Raw genomic sequence first — 24,420 nt, 5'->3', positions numbered from 1 at the left:
CCTCTGTACCATCCGCACGGATAGAACAGATAGAGGAGCCACGCCTCCTTTTCCAGAGGCAGGCTCCGGTCGGCCCTCGGTGGACCACCAGAGCCCGTATGGGCTTGGCAGGCTGGGAGACCGGGTTTACTGCTCCTGGGCTGTGCTGTCGTCCGTCGTGCCGTCTTCGGAAGTGCCGGTGGTGCCGTCGGCCGCCCTGGTGCTCGCAGCCTTCTTCAGTGCTCGTGCCACGGCGGTGAATTCCGCCAAGGCCGTCTCCAGGTCCTCCACGATCTCCTGCGCGATCACGTCCGGAGGGGCGAGTATGGCGGAAGAAGCGGAGGCCGACTGAATCGCCGTCAGGTCGAGGTTCACCTTGTCACGGGCGATCAGCTCATCATACTCGTACGGCCGGAAGCGCTCACTTGGCTTTCGAGCTGAGTAATCAGTGCCGCCGGAGTGGAAGGCGGCGATGAATTCTTCGAGGTGCTCGCGGCGCAAAGCGCGTTGCTTGAGGGTGAAGCGCTGGTCGGTACGGAAGTCGTAGACCCATAGCTGCTTGGTCGAAGGCTTGCCACCAGGGCGGGGGGGACGCTTGTCGAAGAACAGGACGTTCGCTTTGACGCCGTTGGCGTAGAAGATGCCGGTGGGCAGGCGCAGCAGCGTGTGGACGTCGGTGAGGTCCAGCAGGCGGCGACGGATCTCCGCGCCCGCGCCGCCCTCGAAGAGCACGTTGTCGGGCAGGACCAGGGCGGCCCGGCCGTTCGTCTTCAGCAGGGTGTAGATGTGCTGGACGAAGTTGAGCTGCTTGTTCGTGGTCTGCGTCCAGAAGTCCTTGCGGGAGGTGTACGCCTCGCCGGTGACCGAGCCTACGCCGAAGGGCGGATTGGCCAGCACGATGTCGTAGAACTTGTGTGGCGACTTCGCCAGAGAGTCCTGGATGGTGATCAGCGGGCGGGCCTCGGACGTGCCGATGCCGTGCAGCAGCATGTTCATCAGGGCCAGCCGGGCCGTCTCCCGGACCAGTTCATAGCCGGTGATGGCACCCGTCTGAAGCTTGCGTGCCTCGTCGCCGTACAGCTGCTCTTCGTAGCGCTCGACGATGTGGGCGTGCGCGGCGATGAGGAAGCCGCCGGTGCCGCAGGCGGGATCGGTGATCGACTCGCCGAGGCGCGGCTGCAGGCAGTCGACCATGGCGTCGATGAGCGGGCGGGGTGTGAAGTACTGGCCGGCACCCGTTTTGCGGTCCTCAGCCCCGCGCTGGAGTAGACCTTCGTAGGCATCGCCCTTGAGGTCCAGATTCTCGCGGGTCCAGGTGTACGGGTCGATCAGGTCCTTGATGAGGCGTTCCAGGACAGCGGGCTCATGGATCTTGTTCTGCGCCTTGGTGAACACCTCGCCGAGCATCGTGCCGCTGTTGCGGCCGAGCTGCCGCAGGACGTGCTCGTAGTGGTCCACGAGGTCCTCGGCCGACCGGCTGGTGAGACTCGGCCAGTCCAGGCCCGGCGGGACGAGCGGTTCTTCCGGCATGTTCCGGCGGAATCTGGCCGGTCGATTGGCGCGCTCGTCGGCCATCTTCAAGAAGAGGAGGTACGTCAGCTGCTCGACGTAGTCGAGGGTGGAGACACCGGAGTGGCGCAGCAGCTCGCAGTACGACCAGAGCCGGTTGACGAGCGTGGCGGTCGTCTCCCCGGCGGAGCGGCGGGGGCCTGGGGTGATGGCGCTGTTCATGAGGGCGGGGATGGTGCTCACTGGGGCAGTTCTTCCTGACCGGGCGGGGCGGAGCGCTGTTTGCGCTTGCGGGGTGCCTTCTGGGCGGTCGCGCGGGCGGCTCGGATGCGGTCGAGCAGGTTTGAGGCGGGCTCGTCGGCGGGGTCTTGTGGGACGAGGGTCCCGGTGAAGGCGGCGTTGAGGAGGGCGGCGCGGAGATCGGCTGATCCTGTAGTCACACCACGAAGCTCGGCATCCATCCTGTCCGCATCCTCCAGCTGTCGTCGGACCTGCTTGACGATCAACTCTTGCCTGTCAACAGAGGGAAACGGGAACTCGATAGTCTTAAGGCGGGCAGCTGAAAGGTGTGCAATGTTGGTCGTAATGCGTGACTCTTTCATGAAGCGCCCAGTATGCATGTGTCGACGGAAAACGAGGAGTGCCCACTCCGAAGTTATCCGAGAATTCGGACGAAAGCGCAAAAGAGTGTTTTGGAAAGCGGCACCCTCTGGGGTGCCGCGGTAGATGGCTGGACGCCCAAGAAGGTGCGGGCTCTGCCCTTCATTGAGGAGGACGTCGCCATCCTTCAGGGCGTATTTTTCTTCCGTGCCGGAAAAGTCCATCTCCTTCACGTCGGAAGTGTCGATATGGTCTTCGAAGACATTAGCGACGCGCAGGTAAGGTTTCATCTCTGGCCCGGAGTGCCAAGAGGGGTGTCGCTGGCGGCCTAGATCCACCTTCCCGGCTTCTCCGACAGTGACTTCGTCCCAGTCATCGGGAAGCGGGTCTGGAATAGCTGAGCAGATGATTGACTTGCGAAACTCGTCGATCTTCCGGAACCCGACCCTCAGCGCCTCTTCGCCCGCCTCGATGTGGGTGATCTGCTGCTCAACCTCGGCAGCTATGCGGCGCTGTTCCGCAAGCGGTGGTACAAGAACCTCGGTGTCCATCAGCCAAGGCATCTCAAGCGAAGCCACCGTCGTGCCGCGCTTCCGGCAGTTCTCCAGGATGTACTGCTCCCGCGCGCGAATAGCCCACGCCAGCCACCGGTCGTCGATTCCCTCGTAGGGTTTGACCGCCTTCATGTCCTGATTCAGCGTGACTTCAAAAGGCACGTACGTAACAGGAACTTTCCGCTCCAGGATCCCGGATCGAACGACAAGAGCCACAGACCCGCCAGGCACAAGCTTCACGGGTGAGTCGTCGAGAGCGGACTTGTGGATGAGGTCCTGAGTCGCCACGAGAATGTCCGGCCCCATGTCCTTGGGGGACAACCACGGAATGGTTCCGTCAGTCCAGAATTCCGGCCTTTTTTTGGACGGAGTGCCACCGCCGTACCATTCACCGAGTTCGCCCAGCGTCGCCCGAGCCCACCCCGGAGGCAGCTCCCCTGCGCCCCCGCCCGGAAGCTCCTCCTGGCCGTCACCGGAATCCGCACCCAGCCCCAGCGTCACGCGCCCAGCTCCCTGTCCAGTTCGTCGAGGATCTCTTCCGCCCGCTCCTCGCCAAACTCCGCGAGGAATCCGTCCGTGCCATTCATCTTCGTGAACGGGGCGTAGTCGAGGTCGGCGGTGTCGAAGCGTACACGCTCAACTGTCGCACCGACGATGTGGTCGAGCCACCAGCGTTCGGTGTCGGTGAAGGTCACGCCCGCCTGTGCCTGCTGGGTCAGCCAGACCGCGTACCGCTCATGTACCGCCTCCTCGTGCGGGCGCGGCAGGGCGGCGCCCTCGTCCGCGCCGCCCGCCAGCTCGTACCGCAGCAGGGCCAGCAGGTCGGCCGCGGTGCGACCGGCGGACCGGTTCGCCGTCACGGCTTCGCCCACCTGCTCGTAGCAGCGCCACAGCTTCTCCGCCGTCCAGGCGCGCGGGGGGCGTGCCACGGCTCGCGCCAGGTCCTTGAGGCGCCGCAGAGCCTCGCGGGGCGGTACGGGTGAGTCGGGCGAGAAGGCGAGGGAGAGCGCCGCCATCTCGTCCCGGCGCTCCTTGACATAGGCCTGCCAGTCATGGACGGTCTCGCGTGCCGTCGACTCGTCCTCCGGGGCGGCGCCGGCCGACACCAAAGCATCGCGGCTCGTCTCGTCGTACAGGATGTCCTTCGCGCGGCGCATCTCCAGCAGGCGGCTGCGCAGCGCAGGATTCGAGGCCAACGGGCGTAGCGCCCGCTCGGTCACGTCCCGTACAGCCTGGTCGGGGGCGAGGCCGAGGCGTTCGGCGGCCTGGCGGGTCTTGGCCTGCTCGTCGATCGAGACGGCGTCCACCATCTGATGGACGATGTGCTTCAGCGGTACGCCGCCGGTGAGCGCCTCAATCTCGGCGCGCTCCTCGTCAGTCATCTGGAGGTCGAGCTTGGCCAGACGCGCGGCCAGAGTCGAGACGTGGTTGTCCTCTGCGACACCCCGGGCGGCGAGGCGGAGGAGCTTCTCAAGGTTGAGGTCCTTCTCCGTGTGCTGCTCCAGCGGACCGGCATCCACCTTTGGCTTCCGGGTCACGCCCACGGCGTCGACGATCACGAAGTGCGTCTTGGGGCCGACCCCCGGGGTGACGCGCTCGAACTCGGTCAGGGAGAGCGTGCGGGCGCCACGGCCCTTCATCTGCTCGAAATAGGCCCAGCTTTTGACGTCCCGCAGGAAGAGCAGGCATTCGAGTGGCTTGACGTCGGTGCCCGTGGCGATCATGTCCACGGTGACGGCGATGCGCAGCTGTGGCAGGTTGCGGAAGTCGGAGAGCCGTTCCGCCGGCTTCTTCGCCGCGTGCGTGATCTTCGCGCAGAAGTCGTTGCCCTTGCCGAAGACGTCGCGGATGACCTCGACGATCTCCTCGGCGTGGTTGTCGTTCTTGGCGAAGACGAGCGTCTTGGGGACGTACATCTCATCCCACAGCAGTTCGCCAGTCGCCTTGTCGCGTTTGGCACGCTCGGGGAAGATCTCGGTGAACAGACGCTCGCGGAAGGTGCGGATTACAGTCCGTAACTGGTCCTTGCTGATCACGCCGACGCCGACTTCCGACGCTTCGTAGGAGACGTCGTCGTCGAAGTCCTCGTAGCGCTGACGGCGGGTGCGGCGGTCGCGGACCGGGATGGTGCCGCGCGCGATGACGCCGCCTTCGCCCGTTATCCGGGTCAGAATCTCGTACACCTGGAAGTCGACGTTGACGCCGTCGGCGACCGCCTCCGGGTAGGCGTACTCGCTGACCAGGTTCCCGTTGAAGTAGCCGAAGGTCTGTGCGACGGGTGTCGCGGTGAGGCCGACGATGGGCGCGTCGAAGTACTCCAGCACGGACCGCCACTTGCCGTAGATGGAGCGGTGGCACTCGTCCACGACGATCAAATCGAACGACTCGGGCGGGATGCCGGGGTTGTAGCCGACGCGGATGTCGCCCGCCACGTCGTACGTGTACTCCTCCTCGCCGTCCTCGCCCTGCGTGACGGGCACAGTCGAGCCCGTCAGCTCCATATAGAGGCGCTGCACCGTGGAGACGACGACCTTCGCGGAGGGGTTCATGCCCTCGGAGCCCAGGCGCTGCACGTTGAAAAGGTCGGCGAAGGTGCGGTTGGTGTCGGGAGTCGTGAAGTTCTCGAACTCATTCCGCGCCTGGGCGCCCAGGTTGTTCCGGTCCACCAGGAACAGGACCCGCTCGGCCTGCGCATACTTGAGCATCCGGTACGAGAAGGTGACCGCCGTGTACGTCTTACCGGCGCCCGTCGCCATCTGTACGAGGGAGCGGGACTGGCCCGTGCCCTGCTGGCCCTTGCCCAGCGCCACGGACTGCTCCACGCCGCGCACCGCCTTGATCTGGGCGGGGCGCAGGGGGCGCTCGTCCAGGTCGGGCATCCGAAGGCGCAGTCGGGCGCGATATGAGGGCGCCTGGGGGTCCTGTTCGGCTTGTCGGATCCAGCGGGACAGGGTACGGGGCTGGTGGAAGGAAAAGATCCGCCTGCTGCGTGAGTCGGGGTCGAGGGTGTTGCGGAACCGGGTCTCGCCACCGTCTGACACGTAGCGGAACGGCAGCGGGGTGCGCCAGGCGATCAGACGTTGTTGTGCCTCGGTGGGGTGGTCGGCGTACCGGTCTGCCTGAACCTCGGCGGCCGTCAGGTCGGCGCCCTCCCGCTTGGCCTCGATCACCCCGACCAGCTTCCGCTCCACGTACAGGGCGTAGTCGGCGCGGCCTGTGGCGGTGGTCGTCTCGCGGACGGCGACACCGCTGCCACGACGGTCTCCCTGCACGTACAGGTTGAGGTTGCCGCCGGCGTCCTGGACACTCCAGCCCGCCTCGGTGAGCATCTCGTCGAGACGGGTACGCACCTGCGCCTCGCTGAGGGGCTCGCGGGCCGCCTGCTCGGCGTTTTCCAGGAGACGCGCACGCTCGGCCACCGCTTCGGAGGCGGCGGTGGGGTTCGTGACCTGCTCGCGCAGCAGCCGGGCGTCGGCCGTGGACTGGGCCTGCTGGAGCGCCGCGAGCTGATCGTGCATGGCGGCAACCTGGCGGGCGAGCTCCTCGCGCTCCGCCGCCGCGTCGGTGAGTTCCCGTTCCACCGTGAGGCGGGCGGCCTGCTCGGCCTGCGCCTGGGACGTCTGGCCCTCGTAAGTGAGACGGGCCTCCTCCAACGCGCGCCGGGTCTCCTCCACCTGTGCGCGCAGGGCAGTGTTCTGCGCGGCCGGTGTGCGTGCCGGGTCCGGTGGAACGAATGTGTGCTGTTCACGGGACCCGGTGATCAGGCGGTGGTACCAGACGCCGAGCCGGTGACAGGTCCGCAGGGCTCGGAAGGCATCGTCAGGGTCGTCGTAGTCGTCGTGATTGGCCTTATTACCGAGAATGCGGACCTCGTGGAACGCAGGTCCCACGTTGCCGTGCAGATAGCCTTCCCTGTCGAGAGCTGCCAGGCGCTCGACCTGCTTGCTTCCAGTGAACTGGACACGACCCCGGCGCACCAGATCGGAAGCGAGGGCCTCGCCGAACTGCCGGGACTTGAGCAGCGAGGTGTTCGGGTCGGTGAAGACGTTGGCCTCGGCGCCCGAACCGTAAGCGACGAGCAGCGGCAGATGGTCGTACAGGAAGCCGAAGTTACGTGAGGTGCGGGCGAGTTCGGCGAGTCTCGGGTCCGGCGTCTGTGCCGCGCCACCTGCGCTCATCAGAGGGGTACCGCTCTTTCCTGGGATGCTGTACGACGTAGAGTGCTCGGGCCGTACAGGTGCGGCGAAGGGATCATCGAGCTTAATGCCGGAGGCGCGCCGACGCCAGGAGTTTCAAGCTGCTGGAGACTGCAGCGGAGGCCACACTCGAGACGCGGATTGAGGGGGAACTAGACTCCGTGAAGCCGCGTGCGGCTCTCAGCACTGGGATTACTAGGGCGCCCAACTGCTTAGTTGTGAGTACGAGGCCCGCGGTGCAGGGAAGCCGGCGGTGCGGTCCCGTCACTGTGACCGGTGACCACGCCGTTGAGCAGGAGGCCACTGACGAACTAGACGTCAGGGAGGTGGACGGTGCGCGCCGATCGGGGAGTCAGGATACCGGCCGCGGGATGTTATGTGTCATCCACCAGGGTGAAGCTGACACGCATGGCACCGGTGTGTATCTACGGCCCTAGTGAGCCGGTCTTCTGACGGGACGTCCAGCCACACGTGATCTCGCAGCTCCGGTACCCGTACGCTACCCGCCTGCGTGTGCGGTGTCGGCGTGCCATCCCCGTGTCCCTCCTGACGAGAGCAGGCAGCCATGGTCCGCGAGCACGAGGGCGCTTCCGCGCGCGGGTTGCCTCCTTCGTCGGCGGCAAGCACACCCGGGAAAGTCGGGGCCCACGGCGAGGTATACGACCCCAACACCGGCGAGGCCCAGGCATTGGTGTCCCTCGCGGCCACATCGAGGCGGAGCGGTCATCGCCGCTGTCGTCAATGCGCAACTTGATTGGGGCGGGTGAGACCCGCAGCTCTGTGCCCGAGTCCTGATGCGGTTCCTTCAGCTCGCCGAGCGGGAGGTGGACGGGCCGGCCCGACTGCTGTCCGCCGAGCACAGCAAGACGATCGCCGACGCGCACGGCGACATCCAGCGCAGTTCGGAGACCGTCGAGTTCGCGGCGGGCACCTCCCACTTCCTCGGCGGTGAGTTCACCGGAAACGCCGGTCACGCACCGACATCGATGTCCATTCCCTGCGTGCCCCGGCCGAACTTTCGGACTGCAGCCATTCTGAACTTCCCCGGGCGGGCCGGTTGACTCCAGCGTGTAAATCAGCAATACATTGGACGGAACACGTCAAAAGCTCTGGTCGTGAATGCACCATGCTGGATGTACCTGCGTTTCTGCGGGTGAGGGGCTTATCGCCGATATCCGGTGCAGCGTCTGACCGAACGCCTCAGCGTCTCCCACGCCTGCAAGGGGCCGGTTCCTTCGGGGCCAGCCCTTCGGCGTGCTTCCAGTCGCGGCGCCGAGCCGGGACGAGCCCATCCAGGTCGAGGACAATCGGGAAGGGCACGGGACGCTGGAGCGAGCCTCGGAAGATGCCGGCGGGGGCGTAGGCGCGGGTGGGCCGGTCGAGCTCGTAGACGTGGACGACGGGCGAACCTTCTTCATCCTCTGTGCACCAGTAGTGCGGGATGCCGGCTTCGGCGTATTTACGGAGCTTGATGGTGCGATCCCGGTGGGCGGACTCGGGGGAGACGGCCTCGACGACGAGACGTACTTCGTTCGGGGCGAACCAGGTGCGGTCGTTGTCGAAAGCAGCCGTGGTCACCAGCAGGTCCGGTTCGGGCCGGTTGCGTTGGTCGAGCTTGATGGTCATCTCGCGGCCGACGTGTATGCCGTCGGGCGCTTGGTCCATGAGGGCGGCCGTGAGCATGGTGACGAGGTGGCCGTGCCACCACCTCTGCGGTGACAGCACGAAAACGAGTGCCCCGTCGAGGAGCTCGGTGTGGCGTGGTGCTTCGGGGAGACGGTCCAGGTCCTCCGCGAACCAGCCTTCCGCGCGCGGCGGGCGCATCCAGTCGGGCAGTGCGGTCATGGCTCGACCGTAGCCACTTCGGCCGCCGTGTGTAGTGGCAGTGCCGCGTCCCAGGCGATGGGATCACCGAGCGCGAGCGTGCTCCGCTCAGCAGGCGGCGAGAGCGCACCCTCCCTTCACCAGCCCCCAGCCCCCCGAAACGAAGTCCCCCCAGGCCGAAACCCCAACCTCCTCCGCGCCGCCCCCAGGTCCAACGTCCTCTCCACGGCCAGGTGGCTGATCGCGTAGCGGGTGATGCGTGGGGGATTAGGGCGGTGGGTTAGGCGCCAGGTGGTTTCGGCTGTGGTGGCGATGGCGGATGCCACGGGGCGTGGGAATGAGCGCAGCCGTACCCGCCTCCCCCGTGCCGCCAGCAGTTCGCGTAGTGCCTCGCCTATAGGGACGGTGTCCGCGTCGGCGATGTTGTACGTACCGGGCGCCGCGGCAGGGTCGCAGGCCAGGAGGGTGGCGTCGGTGAGGTGGTGGATGTGGGTGAGGGACTGGAGGGCGGTGCCGTCGCCGGGGAGCCACAGGGAGCTGCCGCGGACCGCGCTCAGTACTCGGGGGAGGAGGGTGCGGTCGCCCGGGCCGTAGACGGCGTGGGGGCGCAGGATGACGGTGTTCGGGCGGGTGGACAGGGTCTGCTCGGCGGCGGCCTTGGAGGCTGCGTACGGGGTGAGGTAGCGGTGGACCGGGGCCTCGGGCTCCTGGGCCAGTACGGTCGGCCGGAACGGGTCGTAGACGCTGGCCGTGGAGATGTGGACCAGGCGTACGCCGGGGAAGGACGCCGCCACGTTCCTGGTGCCGGTGAGGTTGGCGTGCCAGACGGGTGCGGGCGGGCCCCAGTCGCTGACGGCGGCGGCCGCGTGCACGACCGCGTCCACCCGGGGCGCGTCGGGCCAGGGGCCGGTGGTCAGGTCCCAGTCGGCGCGGGTGAGGGCGTGGACCGTCCAGCCCCGGTCGGCCGCCGCGCGGCACACGGCGCCGCCGACGAATCCCCGGGCCCCGGTCACCGCGATCCTCATGACGCCCGCTCGGACAGGGGCGCGTGCGCGCCGAGGAGCCGGCTGCGCAGGGCCTCGCGGTCCGGTTTGCGGGTGCGGCCCCGCACCGGGATGTGGTCCAGGACGACGATCTCGTCGGGGAGTGCGGCGGTGTCGATCAGGGCCGGGAGACGGGAGCGGACGGTCTCGGTGAGGGAGTGGGCGGGGCTTGTGCCGTCGGGGACGACGGCGAGGATGACGCGTTCGTCGCCGTAGGTGTCGGGCAGGCCCACGATGACGGCCTCGGCGACGCCGGGCAGGGCGGTGACGGCCGGTTCGTACAGGCCGGGGTAGATGTTCGTACGGCCGCGGATCAGCATGTCCTTCTTGCGGCCGAGCAGCACCAGCTGCCCGTTCTCCAGGTGGGCCAGGTCGCCGGTGGCGTGTTCGGCCATCGGCGGTTCGCCGAGGTAGCCGCGGCACAGGTTCGGGCCGGAGACCAGCAGTTCGCCGTCCGGCGCGGTGCGTATGCCGATGCCCGGCAACGGGGTGCCGAGGAGGTCTCCGGGGCCGGTGTGGTCCGTCTTCTGCCGACCGGTGGCCACGGCCACCGGCACCATCTCGGTCATCCCGTACACCGCCAGGAAGTCCACCTCCGGCAGGGCGCGCGCGGCGCGGCGCAGCAGGCCGGGGAGGACGGGGGCGCCGCCGAGGACGAGGTGGCGCAGTGTCGCGGGGAACGCCGCCTCGCCTCGCTCCACGGCCTCGACGACCGCCGGGAGGTCGGCGGGCACGCAGAACGCGTGGGTGGCGCCCGCCAGACCGCGGGCGAACCGCGCGGGGTCGGCCGCGGGCGCGAAGCCGTACGGCGGCATGGTCCAGTGGGCTCCGGCGATCAGCGCCGGGACGCCCATCATCAGCTGGTCGGTGTGCAGCACGTCCCCGGCGTCCAGGCCCAGGGCGGGTCCGCAGCCTGCCAGGCCCGCGCCGAGGGAACCGCGGGTGTGGAGCACCGCCTTGGGCGAGCGGGTGGTGCCCGAGGTGAAGACGACGAGCGCTTCCTGGTGGGGGTCGGCGGCCGGGCGTACGGCCGGGGCGGGACCGGCGGCGAGCCGGCGTGCGGACAGGGCCCGGGCGGGGACCCCCGGCAGCCGGCGGCCCGCGTAGATGTGGCGCAGGCCGAGGCGGTGGTACGGGGGCAGGAGCAGGCCGCGCCGCCGGGCGAGCGGGCGGCCGTACCGGGCCACCGCGTACAGCAGTGATTCGGCGGCGGCCCAGCGGGGAGCGGCCAGTTCGCGGCGGGCTGCGAACAGGTCGGGACCGGCGCCGGGGTCGGCGAACACCACGGTGCCGCCGGCCGCGATCACGCCCAGGGCCAGGACGACACCGTCCGGGCCGGGCCGTACGGAGAACAGCACCCGGTCCTCGCGCTCCAGCCCCGCCTCGCGCAGCCGGTGGGCGGTGGCCAGTACGGCGCGGGCGAGTTGCGCGTAGGTGAGGGTGCGGGTGTTCGGGCCGGTGAGTGCGGGGGCGGTGCCGCGACGTTCCGCGGTGTCGAAAAGGGCGGTCAGGAGGTCGGTCCCGGCGCCGGGACCCGGCGCGGGGCGGGTGTGGGCCGTCTCGGTCACGTCGTGCTCCGGAGCTTCAGGTCGAGCCGGGCGTACCCGGGAATCAGCACTCTTCGGGCCGCGCGGCGCCCGGTGACGGCCGTGGGCCCGGCCGCGAGGACGGCGTCCAGTACGGCGTGGATCTGCGCCATGGCGAGCGGCATGCCCAGGCAGAAGTGCGGGCCGGCGCCGAACCAGAGCCGGCGCAGTTCCGGCGGGTGGGGCCGCTCCGGCGCGAAGGGGCCGTACGCCTGCGCGCACAGCAGGGTCGCGATGACGACGCGGTCGCCGGGAGCCACCGGGACCCCGCCGACGGTGGTGGCGACGGCGACACTGCGCAGCATCACCGGCGACGGGACGGTGACGCGTAGCGCCTCTTCCACGACGGCGTCCAACCCGGCTACGGCGGAGCCATCGGCCCCGTCGTAGCCACCAGCCCCGCCACCGCCATCGGCCCCGCCCCGGCTACCACTACAGCTCAGCATCCCGGGACCCGCCAGCCGCCCGGTGTCGTGGCAGAGCGCGACCAGGCGTGGGATGAAGGAGACCAGGGTCTCGGTCCCGGTGAGCAGGAAGGCGCCGACCGCTCCCCGGGCCTCCACCTCGCTGAGGCCCAGCCCGTGCAGCCGGCCGGGCAGGGTCTCCTCGGACCCCTCGCGGTACGCGGTCACCGCGGAGGCCGTCAGTTTGCCCAGTACCTCGCGGGCGCGACTGACCTGACGGCCCGTCATGGACGGCCGCCACAGCCGCACCATCCGGGTGACCTCGGACGCCTCGGCGTGAGCGGTGGCGAACCGGCCCGGTTCCACCGGCATTCCGACGATCTCGCAGATGGCCGCACCCGCGCAGATCTGGGCGACGCGTACGAGGTCGACTTCCTCGCCCGCGCGGAGCCGGCGGGTCAGGTCGGCGAGCGGCTGCGCCAGTACGCGGGCGCAGAGCGCGGCGACGTAACCGGGGGTGAAGAGCCCGGAGAGGCGGCGGCGCAGGGCCGTGTGGTCGGAGCCTTCCATGTTGAGCAGTACGGAGGGGCCGAGCACGGGGGTCCACAGGTCGGCGGGCGAGCCCGGACCGGTCTTGGTGAAGTGCACGGTGTCGCCGAGCACTTCGCGCGCCAGGGCGGCGTCGCTCACGACCACGCCGACGCGGGGCACGCGCACCACCGGGCCGCGCGCGGCGACGGCCCGCAGCAGCCGGTACGCGACCGGGTGGGCGGCGGTCTGCAGCCGCTGCTCCCACCGGTCCGGCGCGGTGGGCGGCGCGAGGGCCGTCGTCATCGGATGTCCACCACCTCGGGCCGGTACCGGTGATCGGCGTACCAGCCGAGCGTGCGGCGCAGCCCCCACGCGCGGACCCGGCGGGCGGACCCGGCGACGCGCACGTCGCGCCGTACCCCGTACGCCGGGGTCAGCTTGCGCACCGCGTTGACCAGGGCGCGGTCCTCGTGGACGTCCTCGATCGCGGTACGGGGGAAGCCGCCGGCGCGTTCGTACAGGCCGGCCGTGATCGCCATGTTGCAGCCGGGGGCCATCACGTAGGGGCCGAGGTAGTCAGGGCCGCGGTTGCCGGGTCTGAAGCGTCCGAAGAGCGCCGCGACCTCGGTGGCGCCGACGAGTACCGCGCGGCGCAGGGGCGGCAGCGGTGCCTCGTCGGTACGCGGCCGCAGCCGCCCGCCGATCAGCTGGAGGCCGGCCCCGAAGGCCGCCCGTACGCGGGCGGTCCAGTCGGGGGCGGGCAGGCAGTCGGCGTCGGTGCGGGCCAGGTGGGTGGCGCCGTGGGCGATGGCGTAGCGCATGCCGGTGTCGGCGGCGGCGCCGGTGCCCTTGTGGGTCTCGTGGACCAGGTGCAGATCGCCGGGGAAACCGAAGGCCCGTACGACGTCCGCGGTCCCGTCGGTGGAGTTGTTGTCGACCACAACGAGCGAGAAGTCGCGGTCGGTCTGCGCGGCGAGGGCCCGCAGTGTCGCTGTGATCCCCGGCGCCTCGTTGAACGCGGGGACGACCACCCAGAGGTTCACAGCCGGATCACGCTCAGACCCATGCTGATGCCGCCCGCGAGTCCGACGAGCCCGACCAGGTCGCCGACGCCCGCCCGTCCGCTCTCCTGGGCGCGTACGAGCTGGAGGGGCAGGCTCGCCGAGGCCGCGTTGCCGTGCTCGGTGACGGTGACGACGATCTTGTCCTCGGGCAGGCCGAAGCGCCGGGCGAGTTCGTCCAGGTAGGGCTTGGACACCTGGTGGACGCAGACGGCTGCCATGTCCTGCCAGCCGACGCCGAGCCGGTCCAGCGTCTCGTCGAGGATCCGCGGGCCGAGCCGTTCGAAGGCGCGGCGCAGACCCACTCCGTCGAGGCGGAAGTAGGTGTGCTCGTCCCCCCGGGGGTGGGCGGAGCCGCCGGAGGCCAGGGTGCCGACGTTCCAGGACCGGGAGTCGGCGGTGAAGCCGCAGCCCAGGAGGCCGGGTTCGGAGGACCGTTCGACGAGGAGTGCGGCGCCCGCGTCGGACAGGGTGTAGCCGGGAATCGACATCAGGTAGGTGCGCAGGTCGGGCACCGACCAGCGGACGGCGCGCGAGGGCGACTCGCCGCAGGCGACGAGGATGCGGCGGTAGGCGCCCTGGGCGATGAGGGCGTGCGCGGTCTCCAGGGCGTTGAGCACGCTGTTGCAGGCGTTCTTCACGTCGAAGACGGGGCAGCTGAGGCCCAGGCGGTCGGCGACCATGTGGGAGGTCGCGGGCTCGATCATGTCCTGGCTCGCGGCGGCGAATATCAGCAGGTCGATGCTGTCGGCATCGGCCCCCGTCCCGGCGAGCAGCTTGCGCGCCGCGGCGGCGGCCAGGTCGGACGCCTGCCAGTCGTCGGGCATGACGTGCAGCCGCTCGATGCCGGTGAGGCGTTGGACCAGGCCGGGCGGTGGTCTGAATCCGGTGCTCGCGGCGGCCACCCGGCGTTCGGTTTCCGCCGACGAGCGGATGGTCTCGGGCATGTGGACGGCCACACCGGCGAGCCGGGCGTGGGTGTCGGGCATGGAACGGTCTCCCGTCAGACGAGGGTCACGGTCAGCCGGTCGTACGAGGGAATGACCACGCGGCGGCTGTAGCGGCGCTCCACGATCCGCCAGGGCCGCCCGACGGCGGTCAGGGTCTCCAGCGTGCGGCCGATCTCCGCCCGGGCGATCGCGGAGCCCAGGCAGTGGTGCCGGCCGGCCCCGAACCACAGCTGGCGGTTGGCCGGTTCGGCGGGCCGGTCGAGCCGGAAGCCACCGGTGAGGCTGTTGGCGGTGTAGTTGAGCAGCGTGATCCGCTCGCCGGCGCGCAGGGTGCGCCCGGCGAGCCGTACGTCGCTGCGCACGGTGCGGCCGATGACCGGGGCCGGGGCGGTCGCCCGCAGCCCCTCGCGGACCGCGTCCGGGACGCGGCCGGGCGCCGCGATCAGCCGGTGCTGCTCGCCGGTGTCGTGCAGCAGGGCCACGGTCCGGGTGATCGCGCTCGCGGCGGTCTCGGTCGCCGCGACGCCCACCAGCGCCGCCATCCCGGCCGTCCGGCGGGCGTCGAGGCCCACCTCGCGGCAGCGCCCGATGAGGTGGTCGGAGGACTCGGTGGCCCAGATCTTCGCCACGTGACCGGTGAGCCGGCCGACGATGTCCCGGCCGCGCGCCACGGTCGCCTCGGTGAGGTCGCCGCCGCCGGCCGCTTCGACGGAGAGCGCGGCCAGTTCACGGGCGGTCGCGAAGACCCGTTCGTACGCCGTGTCGTCGGTGCCGGTGACGGGGACCCGCAGCAGCTCCGTGACGATCCGGCCGACGACCGCCCGGCCCAGGGCCGCGACGTCCACGGGCCGGCCGACGGCCAGTTGGGCGCGGGCCTCGGCCAGCCGGGCGCCGATGGTGCGGTCCACCAGGGCGCGGGCGGTGGTCTCGCCGAAGAGTTCGCGGGTGCCGGCGCGCAGGGCCCGGTGCCCCTCCCCGTCGAAGAGGTCCTCGACCCAGTCGCCGAGGAGCTGGGCCCAGAGCCGGCCCACCCCGCCGCGGTCGAGGACGGTGAAGTGCTTCTGGTCGGTGAGGACGGCACGCGCCGTCGCCGCGTCGGCGGTCAGCCATCCGATGCGGGGTACGTACTTCAGCGGCCGGGCGAACCGGCCGGCGTGCAGCAGGACCGGGAGGGCGGGACGGCTGGCTGCCAGCACGCGCAGTTCGTGGAGTTCGGCGCGGTTCATGGTGAGGGTGACCCATCTCGTCGTCGTACGGGGGCCCCGGGGCCGGGGCCGTCCCGCCGTGGCCTGCCGGGTGGTGCCAAGGCCCGCCGGCGTCTCCTCCCTTACGGGGGAAAGAGAGGAGACCCCGGCGGGAGGCGGGCCGGTGTCAGCCCGCCTGGGGCGGGAAGAGCGCTGCCATGCCGTCGATCGACTCGGGCCCGTACCCGACGGAGCCGACCGGCACCCGGGACTTGGTGGCCTCGATGACCTTGGCCGTCCACACGGGGCCGAAGCCGCCGCACAGTTCGATGAGCTGGATGCCCTCGTCCACCAGGGCCGCCGCCACCTCGGGCGCCCGGGACGGGTCCGCCATGCCGACCATGACGGCGCGGAATCCGTCCCGTTCGATCACGGAGCGGTCCCGGTCGGGGTCCAGCCCGCGTCCGGTGAAGAGGAATCCGAATGCGTCGAGTGCCATGTTCATCGCTCCTTGGTTGGCTGGGGCGGCCGCGGGGCGCGGGCCAGCGCGGTCACGACCTCGTCGGCCGCTTCGGTCAGGGTCAGTCTGCCGAGGGAGGCGTCCGGGGGCAGCTGGACTCCGCACCACTTCTCCAGGTCGCCGGCCAGGACGGAGCTGGTCATCGAGTCGATGCCGTAGGCGCTGAGCGGTACGTCCGGGTCGAGTTCGGCCGGATTCATCTCCAGCAGGTCGGCCACGACGTGGCGCAGCCGTTCCGTCACCAGCTCGGGCGTGATGTCCTGCGCGGTGCTCATGCCGCTCCTCCGGTCCGTCGGCTGGACCACTGCGCGAGCGGCACCAGCTGTCCTGTCCCCACCTGCTCCGCGCACGTACGGCGGCGGATCTTTCCGCTGGTCGTACGGGGGATCTTGTTGCGCGGCACCGCGTAGACGCTGACGGCGGCGGGCAGCACCTTCGCGACGGCGATCCCGGCCGCGCGCACCGCGGCGGCGAGTTCGGCCCCGTCGCGCACGGTCGTCTCGACCACCACCGCCACGCCCCGGTCGTCCGCGCCCAGCGGCCAGGCGGCGGCCCGCTGCTGGGCGAAGGCCGGGTGGGCGTCCAGCGCGACGGCCTCGGCGTCCTGCGGGAAGTAGTTCTCCCCGCCGATGATCAGGACGTCCTTGATGCGGCCGGTGATGAACAGCTCGCCCTCGTCCACGAAACCGAGGTCCCCGGTCCGTACGTACGTCCGCCCGGCCTGGGCCGCGTCGTCCGCCAGGCGCGCCGCGAAGGTCTCCGCCGATTCCTGTTCGCGCCCCCAGTAGCCGCCGCAGTTGCCGGGCGAGTCGACCCAGATCTCACCGACGACGCGGTCGGCGAGGGCGTGGCGGGTCGCGGGGTCGACGACGGCGACCGTGACGGCGTCCACCACGGGCCCGCAGCCGACGAGTTCGACGCCCTCGTCCGCGGCGGTGGTCCGCACCGCCTTGCCGCCGGCCAGCGCCTCGCGCTCGTACAGCCCCACGACCGTCGGCTCCAGCGACGGGCTGACACTCACCGCGAGCGTGCACTCGGCGAGCCCGAAGCCCGGCGAGAAGACCTCCTCCCGGAAGTAGCTCACCTGGAACGCCTCGGCGAACCGGCGCTGGGTGGCGGCCCGCACGGGCTCCGAACCGTTGACCGCGACCCGCCAGGTCGACAGGTCGATGGCGGCGCGCTCCTCCTCGCGCACCCGGTTGACGCACATGTCGTACGCGAAGTCGGGTGCGGCGGTGAAGACGTCGTCCTCGGCGGCGATGGCACGCAGCCACACCTTCGGGTCGCGGACGAAGGTGGCCGGTTCCATGGTGACCGTGGTGGCGCCCGAGACGAGCGGCAGCACCACGGCGGTGCACAGGCCCATGTCGTGGAAGAACGGCAGCCAGCTGACGATGGTGGTGCCGGGCTCGACCTCGCAGCGGTCGCGCATCGCGGCCTGGTTGGCGACCAGGTTGCCGTGGCCGACGACGACGCCGCGCGGGTCCCCGGTGGAGCCGGAGGTGTACTGGAGCAGCGCCGTGGCCGACGGGTCGAGCGCGGCCGCGTCGGGCAGCGGCGCCGTCTCGGGGGCGGGGGCGTCCTGGCGTACGGAGAGCCACCGCACCCCGGGGAGCAGATCGGCGTCGGCCTCCTCGGCGTCCTGCCGGGTGGAGACGAGGACGGCGCACGGGGCGCAGTCACCGCAGATCGCCGACAGCCGCTCCGCGCGGGTGGTGGTGCCCGCCCGGGCGGCGGTACGGAACGCGGGCACCGGTACGGCGATCATGCCCGCGTACAGGCAGCCCAGGAAGCCGATGTGGAAGTCGAGCCCGGGCAGGGCCGGCACGATGACGCGGTCCCCGGCCGTGCCGGTCTCGCGCAGGGCGGCGGCCAGCGCCCGGGCCCGCAGGTCGAGTTCGACCGGCGTCAGGCTCTCGATCCGTTCGCCGGATGCGTCGAGGGCGGTGACCATGGGGCGGTCGGCGTCGGGGCCGAGGGTGCGGGCCAGGAGGGCTTGGACGATGGTGCGGGCTTCCCGACCGGTGTGCGCCGGTGCCGACGCCCCGGTCGCGGTCGCCTCGGTGGGGGTGTTCACTGCTGGGCTCCTCGTTCGGCGGTGGCTTGGGACGTCAGGTCGGTGCCCGGCTCCGGAGGGGACGCCGGGGCGGCGAAGGCCGCGGGGACGGCGGTCGGGTAGCGGCCGGTCAGGCAGGCGGTGCAGTACCCCGAGGGGTCGCCTCCAGCGGCCTCGGTGAGCCGGTCCAGGGGCAGGAACGCGACGCTGTCGCAGCCGAGTTGGCCCGCCAGCTCCGTGATCGGCAGGCGCGCGGCGAGCAGTTCGGCCGGGCGTCCGGTGTCCACGCCGTAGAAGCAGGGCCACCGGTACGGCGGCGAGGCGATCCGCAGGTGCACCTCCACGGCGCCGGCCTCGCGCAGCAGCCGGGTCACCGTGCGCATCGTGGTGCCCCGTACGAGCGAGTCGTCCACGAGGACCACCCGCTGCCCGGCGACGGCGTCCGCGACGGGGGCGAGTTTGCGCCGCACCGTGTGCTCCCGGGCCGCGGGGTCGCCCGCGATGAAGCTGCGGCCTACGGCCCCGGGGCGCAGCAGGCCCTGGACGACGGACAGGCCGGCGCGCTCGGCGTAGCCGTCGGCGGCGACCCGCGCGGTGTCCGGGGTGGCCACGACGACCGGGCGCGGCGATCCGCCGACCGGCGCATAGTCGGCCAGGGCCTGGCCCGCCCGGTAGCGCGCGCGGTAGACGCTGCGGCCGGAGAGGGCCGAGTCGGCGCGGGCGAAGTAGACGTACTCGAAGAGGCAGGCGGCCGTCTTCGCGTCCGGCACCTCGACCCGGCTGCTCACCGTGCCGTGGGCGCCGACGGACAGCACCTCACCGGGCTCCAGCTCCCGGACCACCTCGCCGCCGACGGCGGTGACGGCGGCCGTCTCGGAGGCCAGCAGCCAGGTGTCGCCACGCCGCCCGAGGGCGAGCGGCCGGAACCCGTGCGGGTCGCGTACGCCGTACAGGTTCTCCCCGTCGGTCAGGACGAGGGCGTACGCGCCGCGCAGCCGCGGCAGCACCTCGTGCAGCGCCGCCGCCAGGCCGACGCCCTCCGCGGCGCGGGCGGCGAGCAGACGGCCGAGCAGCTCGCTGTCGGTGGAGCACAGGCCGGGGTCGACGGCGTCGGCGCCGGGGGCCGTGTGCGGGTCCACGAGGGTGCCGTTGTGCGCGAGGGCCAGCGGCGGCCGGTCCAGCACCACGGGCTGGGCCCCGGCCAGGCCGTCCCGTGCGCCGTGGGTGGCGTACCGGACGTGGCCGATCGCCACCGGGCCCGCGGGGAGCCCGGTGAGGTCGGGAAGCGCCTGGGCGACGGTGCCCGCCCCGTGCCGGGCCACCAGGGCGTCACCCGTGCCGACGGCGATTCCGGCGCTCTCCTGGCCGCGGTGCTGCAAGGCGACCAGCATCTCCCGTACCGGTGCGGCGTGGTGGCCTGCGGGCCCCCACACGCCCGCGACGCCGCACGCCTCGCGGGGCCGGTCGGTGGCGTCCGGGACCGCGCTCATGCGCTGTCACCGCCCGCGTCGAGCCAGTCGGTGAAGGCCGCGAGGTCCGGCAGGATCACGGTCGAGCAGGAGAGCACCGCCAGGTTCTGCCGCATGTCGGTGATCGAGACGACGGTGCGTCCGGCACGGTGGGCGCAGAGCATCTCGGCGGCGGTGCCCATGCTGGGCTCGTGGCCCGGCAGCCAGGCCACACACACGTCGCTCTCGGCGGCCAGCCGGGTCAGCCGGTGGAACAGCTCCGTCAGCTCCCGCAGTTCCGGGGCGAGGTCGGCGTGGCGCAGGACCGGCCGGTCCGCGAGGGCGGCGTGCGCGGCCCGTACGTCGGCGGGGTGGGAGGCCAGCCATTCGGCCATCACCACACCGGGGTCGTGGATCACGGCTCCGGGCCGCCGGGCGCGCAGGGTGCCGGTCAGCAGCTCCCGGTAGGACTGGTCGGTGAGGTGCGCCCCGGTACGCGCTCCCTGCATGGTGCCGGCCAGGAAGTACGAACGGGTCCGCCGTCCGGTGCCGGACACGGCCTCGGCCGTCATTCGTCCTCCAGGGAGTAGGGCGCCAGGGCCAGCCCGGCGGGGGCGGCGGCGCGGTGGATGGCCGCCGCTTCGAGGAGGAACGCGATCACGTCGTCCCGCGGCGCGGCGACCGCGTCGGCCACCACGTCGAGGTTCCGGTCGAAGCGGGCCTCGCCGTGCGCGGCGACCGCGCCCTGGTTGTCCTTGGTGATCAGCAGGGCACGGTCCTCGGCGACGCCCGCGGGCCGCCCGGCCAGCGGGAGGATCAGCTCGGCCAGCTGCCGGGTGCCCGGGTGGAGCACCCGCACGGACACGCTGTGCTGCTCGGGATGGACCAGGAGCGGACGGACCCAGTCCGCCGGCGGCGGCACCGTCTCCAGGCGCGAGTCCGGGCGCATGACGAACGACCGGGAGGCCACATTGTGTCCGCGCCGCGGGCTGAAGCGCAGGTAGTCGAGGCGGATGACGTCGTCGTCGAGCGTCCAGGTGGCCCGCACCCGGCCGGGCGCCGGGGTGCCGTCCGCACGTACGCGGTACGGATAGGCGTCGACGACCGCGCGCACCGCGCCCTCGGCCGCCGCGGAGCGGTGGAGCCGCAGCGGCTCGCTGTGCAGCAGGTACGGGTCGAGGACGACGATCTCGTCCGGACCGCGGTAGACGGCCGCCACGTGCCGCCCGTCGATCAGGTACTCGGCGGTGACACCGGTCCGTTCGGCCACCAGCCGCCCGGCGGCGAAGGACTGCCAGGCGCAGGACAGCCCGAAGCGCGCCGGAGCGGCCCGGGTGCCGAAGTACTCGTGGAACTGGGACGCGCTGTTGTACGGAATTCCGGCCAGGACCTCGTCGAGGACGTCCTTCTGCACGTCGGTCAGCAGAGCCGCGCCGAGGGAGTTCACCTGCGGCCTCCCGTGAAGAGAGCGGCGGCCTGCTCCAGCAGGGACGGGCGCTGGGCGTACGTGGTGTCCCGGCCGCCGAGCAGCGACAGGTGGTCGCGGAGCACCCGGAGGTAGGTGAGGAGCTCGAACTGGGTGAGGTTGCGCGGCGAGTCGAGGAACTTGATGCCGCCGGTGATGTCCACGTCCCGGCGCCGCTTGCGCTCGTCGAACCTGCGGGCCGTCTCCGGGTCCCGCCGCCGCGCCGCCAGATAGGCGGCGATCACCCGCGACTGCAGCTCCACCGTCGGGAAATGACCGCCGGTGCCGTCGGTCATCCCCGCGATGAAGAGGTCGTCGTACCGCGGCGAGAAGGCGAGCAGATAGAAGTCCGGGCGGCCCTTGTGCCAGTCGAGGTGCTCCTCGCCGACGAACGGGATGTGAATGCGGAAGCCGGTCGCGAGAATGATGGTGTCGAATTCCTCGGACGTGCCGTCGGCGAATTCCACGAACTTGCCGTCGAACCGTACGGGAGCCGTGCGTACCTTCACCCGGCCGTGCGCGCAGTAGTACGGCAGCAGGGAATTGACGATCGGCGGGGATTCCAGCGGCTCGTGGTCGGGCTTGGGCAGCCCGAACTGCTCGGGGCTGCCGATGCTCAGCTTCAGCATCGTGCGGTACGCGGCCCGCGCCACCGGAGCCGGCAGCCGCAGGTTCTGGCTCGATTCCGAGACCTGGTCGGCGGGCTTCCCGAAGATGAACTTCGGGAAGAAGTAATAGCCGCGGCGCATGCTGATGGCGACGTCCTGGGTGACACCCGCGGCCTCCACCGCGATGTCGCAGCCGGAGTTGCCGGCACCGACCACGAGCACCCGCTTGCCGGCCAGGCCGGCCGGGCTGCGGTAGTCGCGGCTGTGCAGGATCTCGCCGTCGAACTTCCCCGGGAACGCGGGGGCGTGGGGGTGCCAGTTGTGGCCGTTCGCGATGATCAGCGCGCTGTGCTCCTGCGTATGACCGTCCGCCGTGGTCACCCGCCAGCCGTCGGAGAGCCGCTCGACCCCGGTCACGTCGGAGCCGAACCGGATCAGGCGCGACAGGTCGAACCGCTCCGCGTACTGCCGCAGGTAGGCGTGCACCGCATCGTGCCGCGGATAGGAGGGCAGGCCCCGGTCCATGGGCAGATCGGCATACCCGGTCACCTCGCGCGAGGTGATGGTGTGGGTGTTCTCGTAAACGGAACTCCGCGGATTGGAGATGTCCCAGATTCCGCCTACGCCGGAGTGGGATTCGTATGCCACACAAGGAATGTCGAGATCGCGGAGATTCTTGAGCGAGGCCAGCCCGGAAGGGCCGGCTCCGATTACGGCGACCGGCCGTGCATCGGTTTGTGGTTCTGACACGTGAACTCCCCCGTTGGAGTGGTGACGTAGGCACCGGGCTCACCGATGTGTCCGAGGTGCGGCCCCCAGACTCCAACAGCCGGCCCCTCGGCTTCCAGCCACTTTCAAGGACTTCCAAGCGATGCAGAAAAACATGGACACGCCTTGACTTCCGCGCCACGCCTTCCCCCTAATGACTCTGAACGGCCGCCCCGGGAAAGTGGATCACGTCCTCCGGATTGCACCGGCCACGTCTTTTCGCGCAGGCTGCGTTACAAGGAGGAGTGCCAGTGGCACGCGTCGTGGTCGACGTCATGCTCAAGCCGGAGATCCTCGACCCGCAGGGGCAGGCGGTGCAGCGCGCACTGCCACGCCTGGGATTCGAGGGGATCGGGGACGTCCGTCAGGGCAAGCGTTTCGAGCTGGATGTCGAAGGGCCCGTGGACGACGCGGCTCTGGCCCGTATTCGTACGGTGGCCGAGACTTTCCTCGCGAACACGGTCATCGAAGACTTCACTGTCCACGTCGAAGACCGGGCCGGATCATGACGGTACGCATTGGGGTGGTGACCTTCCCCGGCACGCTCGATGACCGCGACACCCAGCGCGCGGTGCGGCTGGCCGGGGCCGAGGCGGTGCCGTTGTGGCACCGCGACAAGGACCTGAAGCAGGTCGACGCCGTGGTGCTGCCCGGCGGGTTCTCCTACGGGGACTATCTGCGGGCGGGCGCCATCTCGCGGTTCTCGCCGGTGATGGAGACCGTGATCGGGCAGGCCCGGGACGGGTTGCCGGTGCTGGGTATCTGCAACGGCTTCCAGGTCCTGACCGAGACGCATCTGCTGCCCGGCGCCATGCTGCGCAACGAGAGCCTGCACTTCGTGTGCCGGGATCAGCGGCTGCGGGTGGAGAACGCCGGGACTGCCTGGACCACCGATTACACGGGGGGCCAGGAGATCCGCGTACCGCTGAAGAACATCGACGGCCGGTACGTCGCCGACGAGCGCACGCTGGACGAACTGGAGGCGGAGGGCCGGGTCGCTTTCCGTTACCTGGGTGGGAATCCGAATGGTTCGTTGCGTGACATCGCCGGCCTCACGAATGAGGCGGGCAATGTGGTGGGTCTGATGCCGCATCCGGAGCATGCGGTGGAGCCGCTGATCGGCACGGGCCGCACGGATGGGCTCGGATTCTTCACCTCGATCCTGAAGAGGTTGGTCAACGCATGACGCTCGATACGGTCAAGCACGCAGCCGAGACGCCGGAGGCCGACCAGCCGTGGGCCGAACTCGGCCTGAAGAGCGATGAGTACGCGCGGGTCCGCGAGATCCTGGGCCGCCGTCCGACCGGGGCGGAGCTGGCGATGTATTCGGTGATGTGGTCGGAGCACTGCTCCTACAAGAGCAGCAAGGTCCACCTCAGGCAGTTCGGGCAGAAGGTGCCCGCCAACGACGCGATGCTGGTGGGCATCGGCGAGAACGCCGGTGTCGTGGACGTCGGGCAGGGCTTCGCGGTCACCTTCAAGGTCGAGTCGCACAATCACCCCTCCTACGTCGAGCCCTACCAGGGCGCCGCCACCGGCGTCGGGGGGATCGTGCGCGACATCATCGCGATGGGCGCGCGCCCGGTGGCGGTGGTGGACCCGCTGCGCTTCGGCGCGGCCGAGCACCCCGACACCAAGCGGGTGCTGCCGGGGGTGGTGGCGGGCATCGGCGGTTACGGCAACTGCCTGGGCCTGCCCAACATCGGCGGGGAGCGACGGCATCGGCGGCGCCTCCATCCTGGCCTCGGAAACCTTCGACGACGCCAAACCCTCGAAGCGCCCCGCCGTCCAGGTCGGCGACCCCTTCCAGGAGAAGCTCCTCATCGAGTGCACCCTGGAGGCGTTCGCCGAGAAGCTGGTCGTGGGCATCCAGGATCTCGGCGCGGCGGGTCTGTCGTGTGCGACCAGTGAGCTGGCGTCCAACGGCTCCGGCGGCATGCGCGTGGAGCTGGACGACGTGCCGCTGCGCGACTCGACGCTCTCGCCGGAGGAGATCCTCATGAGCGAGTCGCAGGAGCGCATGTGCGCCGTGGTGGAGCCGGACAAGGTGGAGCGGTTCCTGGCGATCTGCGAGAAGTGGGACGTGACCGCCACCGTCATCGGCGAGGTCACCGACGGCGACCGCCTGGAGATC

General features: G+C 70.8%; 19 protein-coding genes, 2 pseudogenes and 1 riboswitch. Of the genes and pseudogenes, 4 read left to right on the top strand and 17 right to left on the bottom strand.

Going from position 1 to position 24,420, the window contains the following annotated elements; translation table 11 throughout:
• Window positions 1-126: 126 nt before the first annotated feature.
• Genes IH45_RS0134355 through IH45_RS01000000144380 form a run of 3 tightly spaced genes read right to left on the bottom strand, consistent with a single transcriptional unit; the run spans window position 127 to window position 6,820 of the window.
• Window positions 127-1,731, bottom strand: a complete 1,605-nt coding sequence (locus tag IH45_RS0134355; protein ID WP_234440782.1) for a class I SAM-dependent DNA methyltransferase — start codon at window positions 1,729-1,731, stop codon at window positions 127-129.
• Window positions 1,728-3,143 (bottom strand): restriction endonuclease subunit S, encoded by a 1,416-nt coding sequence (locus IH45_RS1000000145570; protein ID WP_078897914.1) that lies wholly within the window; start codon window positions 3,141-3,143, stop codon window positions 1,728-1,730. The genes IH45_RS0134355 and IH45_RS1000000145570 overlap by 4 nt, the downstream gene beginning before the upstream one ends.
• Complete coding sequence (locus tag IH45_RS01000000144380) at window positions 3,140-6,820, bottom strand: type I restriction endonuclease subunit R (protein WP_030677804.1); 3,681 nt, start codon at window positions 6,818-6,820, stop codon at window positions 3,140-3,142. The genes IH45_RS1000000145570 and IH45_RS01000000144380 overlap by 4 nt, the downstream gene beginning before the upstream one ends.
• A gap of 235 nt (window positions 6,821-7,055) precedes the next feature.
• A riboswitch (cobalamin riboswitch) is annotated at window positions 7,056-7,221 on the top strand.
• Window positions 7,222-7,447: 226 nt separating this feature from the next.
• On the opposite strand from IH45_RS01000000144380, the pseudogene IH45_RS1000000150310 reads away from it, so the two are divergent.
• Window positions 7,448-7,847, top strand: a pseudogene (locus IH45_RS1000000150310) (aldehyde dehydrogenase family protein); the annotation flags it as partial.
• 191 nt (window positions 7,848-8,038) lie between these two features.
• Here the strand turns inward: IH45_RS1000000150310 and IH45_RS0134335 are convergent.
• The 14 genes from IH45_RS0134335 to IH45_RS0134270 all read right to left on the bottom strand — a co-directional run bounded on the left by IH45_RS0134335 (window position 8,039) and on the right by IH45_RS0134270 (window position 22,268).
• Window positions 8,039-8,683, bottom strand: a complete 645-nt coding sequence (locus tag IH45_RS0134335) for a Uma2 family endonuclease (RefSeq protein ID WP_078897913.1) — start codon at window positions 8,681-8,683, stop codon at window positions 8,039-8,041.
• Window positions 8,684-8,799: 116 nt separating this feature from the next.
• Window positions 8,800-9,687 (bottom strand): NAD-dependent epimerase/dehydratase family protein, encoded by an 888-nt coding sequence (locus tag IH45_RS0134330; RefSeq protein WP_030677794.1) that lies wholly within the window; start codon window positions 9,685-9,687, stop codon window positions 8,800-8,802.
• Window positions 9,684-11,273, bottom strand: coding sequence for a class I adenylate-forming enzyme family protein (locus IH45_RS0134325; protein WP_199810750.1), 1,590 nt, complete (start codon window positions 11,271-11,273; stop codon window positions 9,684-9,686). Before IH45_RS0134325 ends, IH45_RS0134330 begins: the two co-directional genes overlap by 4 nt.
• On the bottom strand, window positions 11,270-12,529 hold the full coding sequence (locus IH45_RS0134320; RefSeq protein WP_050515383.1) for a cytochrome P450: 1,260 nt from the start codon (window positions 12,527-12,529) through the stop codon (window positions 11,270-11,272). The genes IH45_RS0134325 and IH45_RS0134320 overlap by 4 nt, the downstream gene beginning before the upstream one ends.
• Window positions 12,526-13,269, bottom strand: a complete 744-nt coding sequence (locus IH45_RS0134315) for a glycosyltransferase family 2 protein (RefSeq protein WP_030677786.1) — start codon at window positions 13,267-13,269, stop codon at window positions 12,526-12,528. The genes IH45_RS0134320 and IH45_RS0134315 overlap by 4 nt, the downstream gene beginning before the upstream one ends.
• Window positions 13,266-14,276, bottom strand: coding sequence for a 3-oxoacyl-ACP synthase III family protein (locus IH45_RS0134310; protein ID WP_030677784.1), 1,011 nt, complete (start codon window positions 14,274-14,276; stop codon window positions 13,266-13,268). The genes IH45_RS0134315 and IH45_RS0134310 overlap by 4 nt, the downstream gene beginning before the upstream one ends.
• A 14-nt stretch (window positions 14,277-14,290) precedes the next feature.
• Window positions 14,291-15,463: a cytochrome P450 gene (locus tag IH45_RS0134305; protein WP_030677781.1), complete on the bottom strand. Its 1,173-nt coding sequence runs from the start codon at window positions 15,461-15,463 to the stop codon at window positions 14,291-14,293.
• 145 nt (window positions 15,464-15,608) lie between these two features.
• Window positions 15,609-15,920, bottom strand: a complete 312-nt coding sequence (locus IH45_RS0134300) for a DUF6506 family protein (RefSeq protein ID WP_050515382.1) — start codon at window positions 15,918-15,920, stop codon at window positions 15,609-15,611.
• Between the two features lie 2 nt (window positions 15,921-15,922).
• Window positions 15,923-16,216, bottom strand: coding sequence for an acyl carrier protein (locus IH45_RS01000000144375; RefSeq protein ID WP_032918806.1), 294 nt, complete (start codon window positions 16,214-16,216; stop codon window positions 15,923-15,925).
• Window positions 16,213-18,018, bottom strand: coding sequence for a fatty acyl-AMP ligase (locus IH45_RS0134290; RefSeq protein ID WP_050515381.1), 1,806 nt, complete (start codon window positions 18,016-18,018; stop codon window positions 16,213-16,215). Before IH45_RS0134290 ends, IH45_RS01000000144375 begins: the two co-directional genes overlap by 4 nt.
• Window positions 18,015-19,487, bottom strand: a complete 1,473-nt coding sequence (gene purF, locus IH45_RS0134285; RefSeq protein WP_050515380.1) for an amidophosphoribosyltransferase — start codon at window positions 19,485-19,487, stop codon at window positions 18,015-18,017. Before purF ends, IH45_RS0134290 begins: the two co-directional genes overlap by 4 nt.
• A complete protein-coding gene (locus tag IH45_RS0134280; RefSeq protein WP_030677770.1) occupies window positions 19,484-20,017 on the bottom strand; it encodes a hypothetical protein in 534 nt (177 codons plus the stop codon). The genes purF and IH45_RS0134280 overlap by 4 nt, the downstream gene beginning before the upstream one ends.
• Entirely contained in the window at window positions 20,014-20,892 is an 879-nt protein-coding gene (locus tag IH45_RS0134275) for a hypothetical protein (RefSeq protein ID WP_030677767.1), read from the bottom strand. The genes IH45_RS0134280 and IH45_RS0134275 overlap by 4 nt, the downstream gene beginning before the upstream one ends.
• Window positions 20,889-22,268, bottom strand: a complete 1,380-nt coding sequence (locus tag IH45_RS0134270; protein ID WP_078897912.1) for a flavin-containing monooxygenase — start codon at window positions 22,266-22,268, stop codon at window positions 20,889-20,891. The genes IH45_RS0134275 and IH45_RS0134270 overlap by 4 nt, the downstream gene beginning before the upstream one ends.
• Before the next feature lie 263 nt (window positions 22,269-22,531).
• On the opposite strand from IH45_RS0134270, the gene purS reads away from it, so the two are divergent.
• The 3 genes and pseudogenes from purS to IH45_RS01000000144370 form a co-directional block, all read left to right on the top strand.
• Window positions 22,532-22,795 carry a phosphoribosylformylglycinamidine synthase subunit PurS gene (purS, locus tag IH45_RS0134265; protein WP_078897911.1) on the top strand — a complete coding sequence of 88 codons (264 nt, stop codon included), beginning with the start codon at window positions 22,532-22,534 and terminating at the stop codon, window positions 22,793-22,795.
• Window positions 22,792-23,472: a phosphoribosylformylglycinamidine synthase subunit PurQ gene (purQ, locus tag IH45_RS0134260; protein WP_030677758.1), complete on the top strand. Its 681-nt coding sequence runs from the start codon at window positions 22,792-22,794 to the stop codon at window positions 23,470-23,472. Before purS ends, purQ begins: the two co-directional genes overlap by 4 nt.
• A pseudogene (locus IH45_RS01000000144370) lies at window positions 23,469-24,420 on the top strand (AIR synthase-related protein); the annotation flags it as partial. The gene purQ and the pseudogene IH45_RS01000000144370, both read left to right, overlap by 4 nt.

The organism is Streptomyces rimosus subsp. rimosus (assembly GCF_000720725.1).
In the GTDB taxonomy this organism is placed as follows: Bacteria; Actinomycetota; Actinomycetes; order Streptomycetales; family Streptomycetaceae; genus Streptomyces; species Streptomyces rimosus_A.
The sequence above is the reverse complement of the archived record's forward strand: the minus strand, read 5'-3'. Positions and strand labels throughout refer to the sequence as shown.

Bases quoted from the DNA above. Each gene is read 5' to 3' on its own strand.
- IH45_RS01000000144375 (WP_032918806.1), bottom strand. From the start codon at position 16,216: ATGAGCACCGCGCAGGACATCACGCCCGAGCTGGTGACGGAACGGCTG.
- IH45_RS0134335 (WP_078897913.1), bottom strand. From the start codon at position 8,683: ATGACCGCACTGCCCGACTGGATGCGCCCGCCGCGCGCGGAAGGCTGG.
- IH45_RS0134300 (WP_050515382.1), bottom strand. From the start codon at position 15,920: ATGGCACTCGACGCATTCGGATTCCTCTTCACCGGACGCGGGCTGGAC.
- IH45_RS0134320 (WP_050515383.1), bottom strand. From the start codon at position 12,529: ATGACGACGGCCCTCGCGCCGCCCACCGCGCCGGACCGGTGGGAGCAG.
- purF (WP_050515380.1), bottom strand. From the start codon at position 19,487: ATGAGCGCGGTCCCGGACGCCACCGACCGGCCCCGCGAGGCGTGCGGC.
- IH45_RS01000000144380 (WP_030677804.1), bottom strand. From the start codon at position 6,820: ATGAGCGCAGGTGGCGCGGCACAGACGCCGGACCCGAGACTCGCCGAA.
- IH45_RS0134310 (WP_030677784.1), bottom strand. From the start codon at position 14,276: ATGCCCGACACCCACGCCCGGCTCGCCGGTGTGGCCGTCCACATGCCC.
- IH45_RS0134280 (WP_030677770.1), bottom strand. From the start codon at position 20,017: ATGACGGCCGAGGCCGTGTCCGGCACCGGACGGCGGACCCGTTCGTAC.
- IH45_RS0134330 (WP_030677794.1), bottom strand. From the start codon at position 9,687: ATGAGGATCGCGGTGACCGGGGCCCGGGGATTCGTCGGCGGCGCCGTG.
- IH45_RS0134305 (WP_030677781.1), bottom strand. From the start codon at position 15,463: ATGAACCGCGCCGAACTCCACGAACTGCGCGTGCTGGCAGCCAGCCGT.
- purQ (WP_030677758.1), top strand. From the start codon at position 22,792: ATGACGGTACGCATTGGGGTGGTGACCTTCCCCGGCACGCTCGATGAC.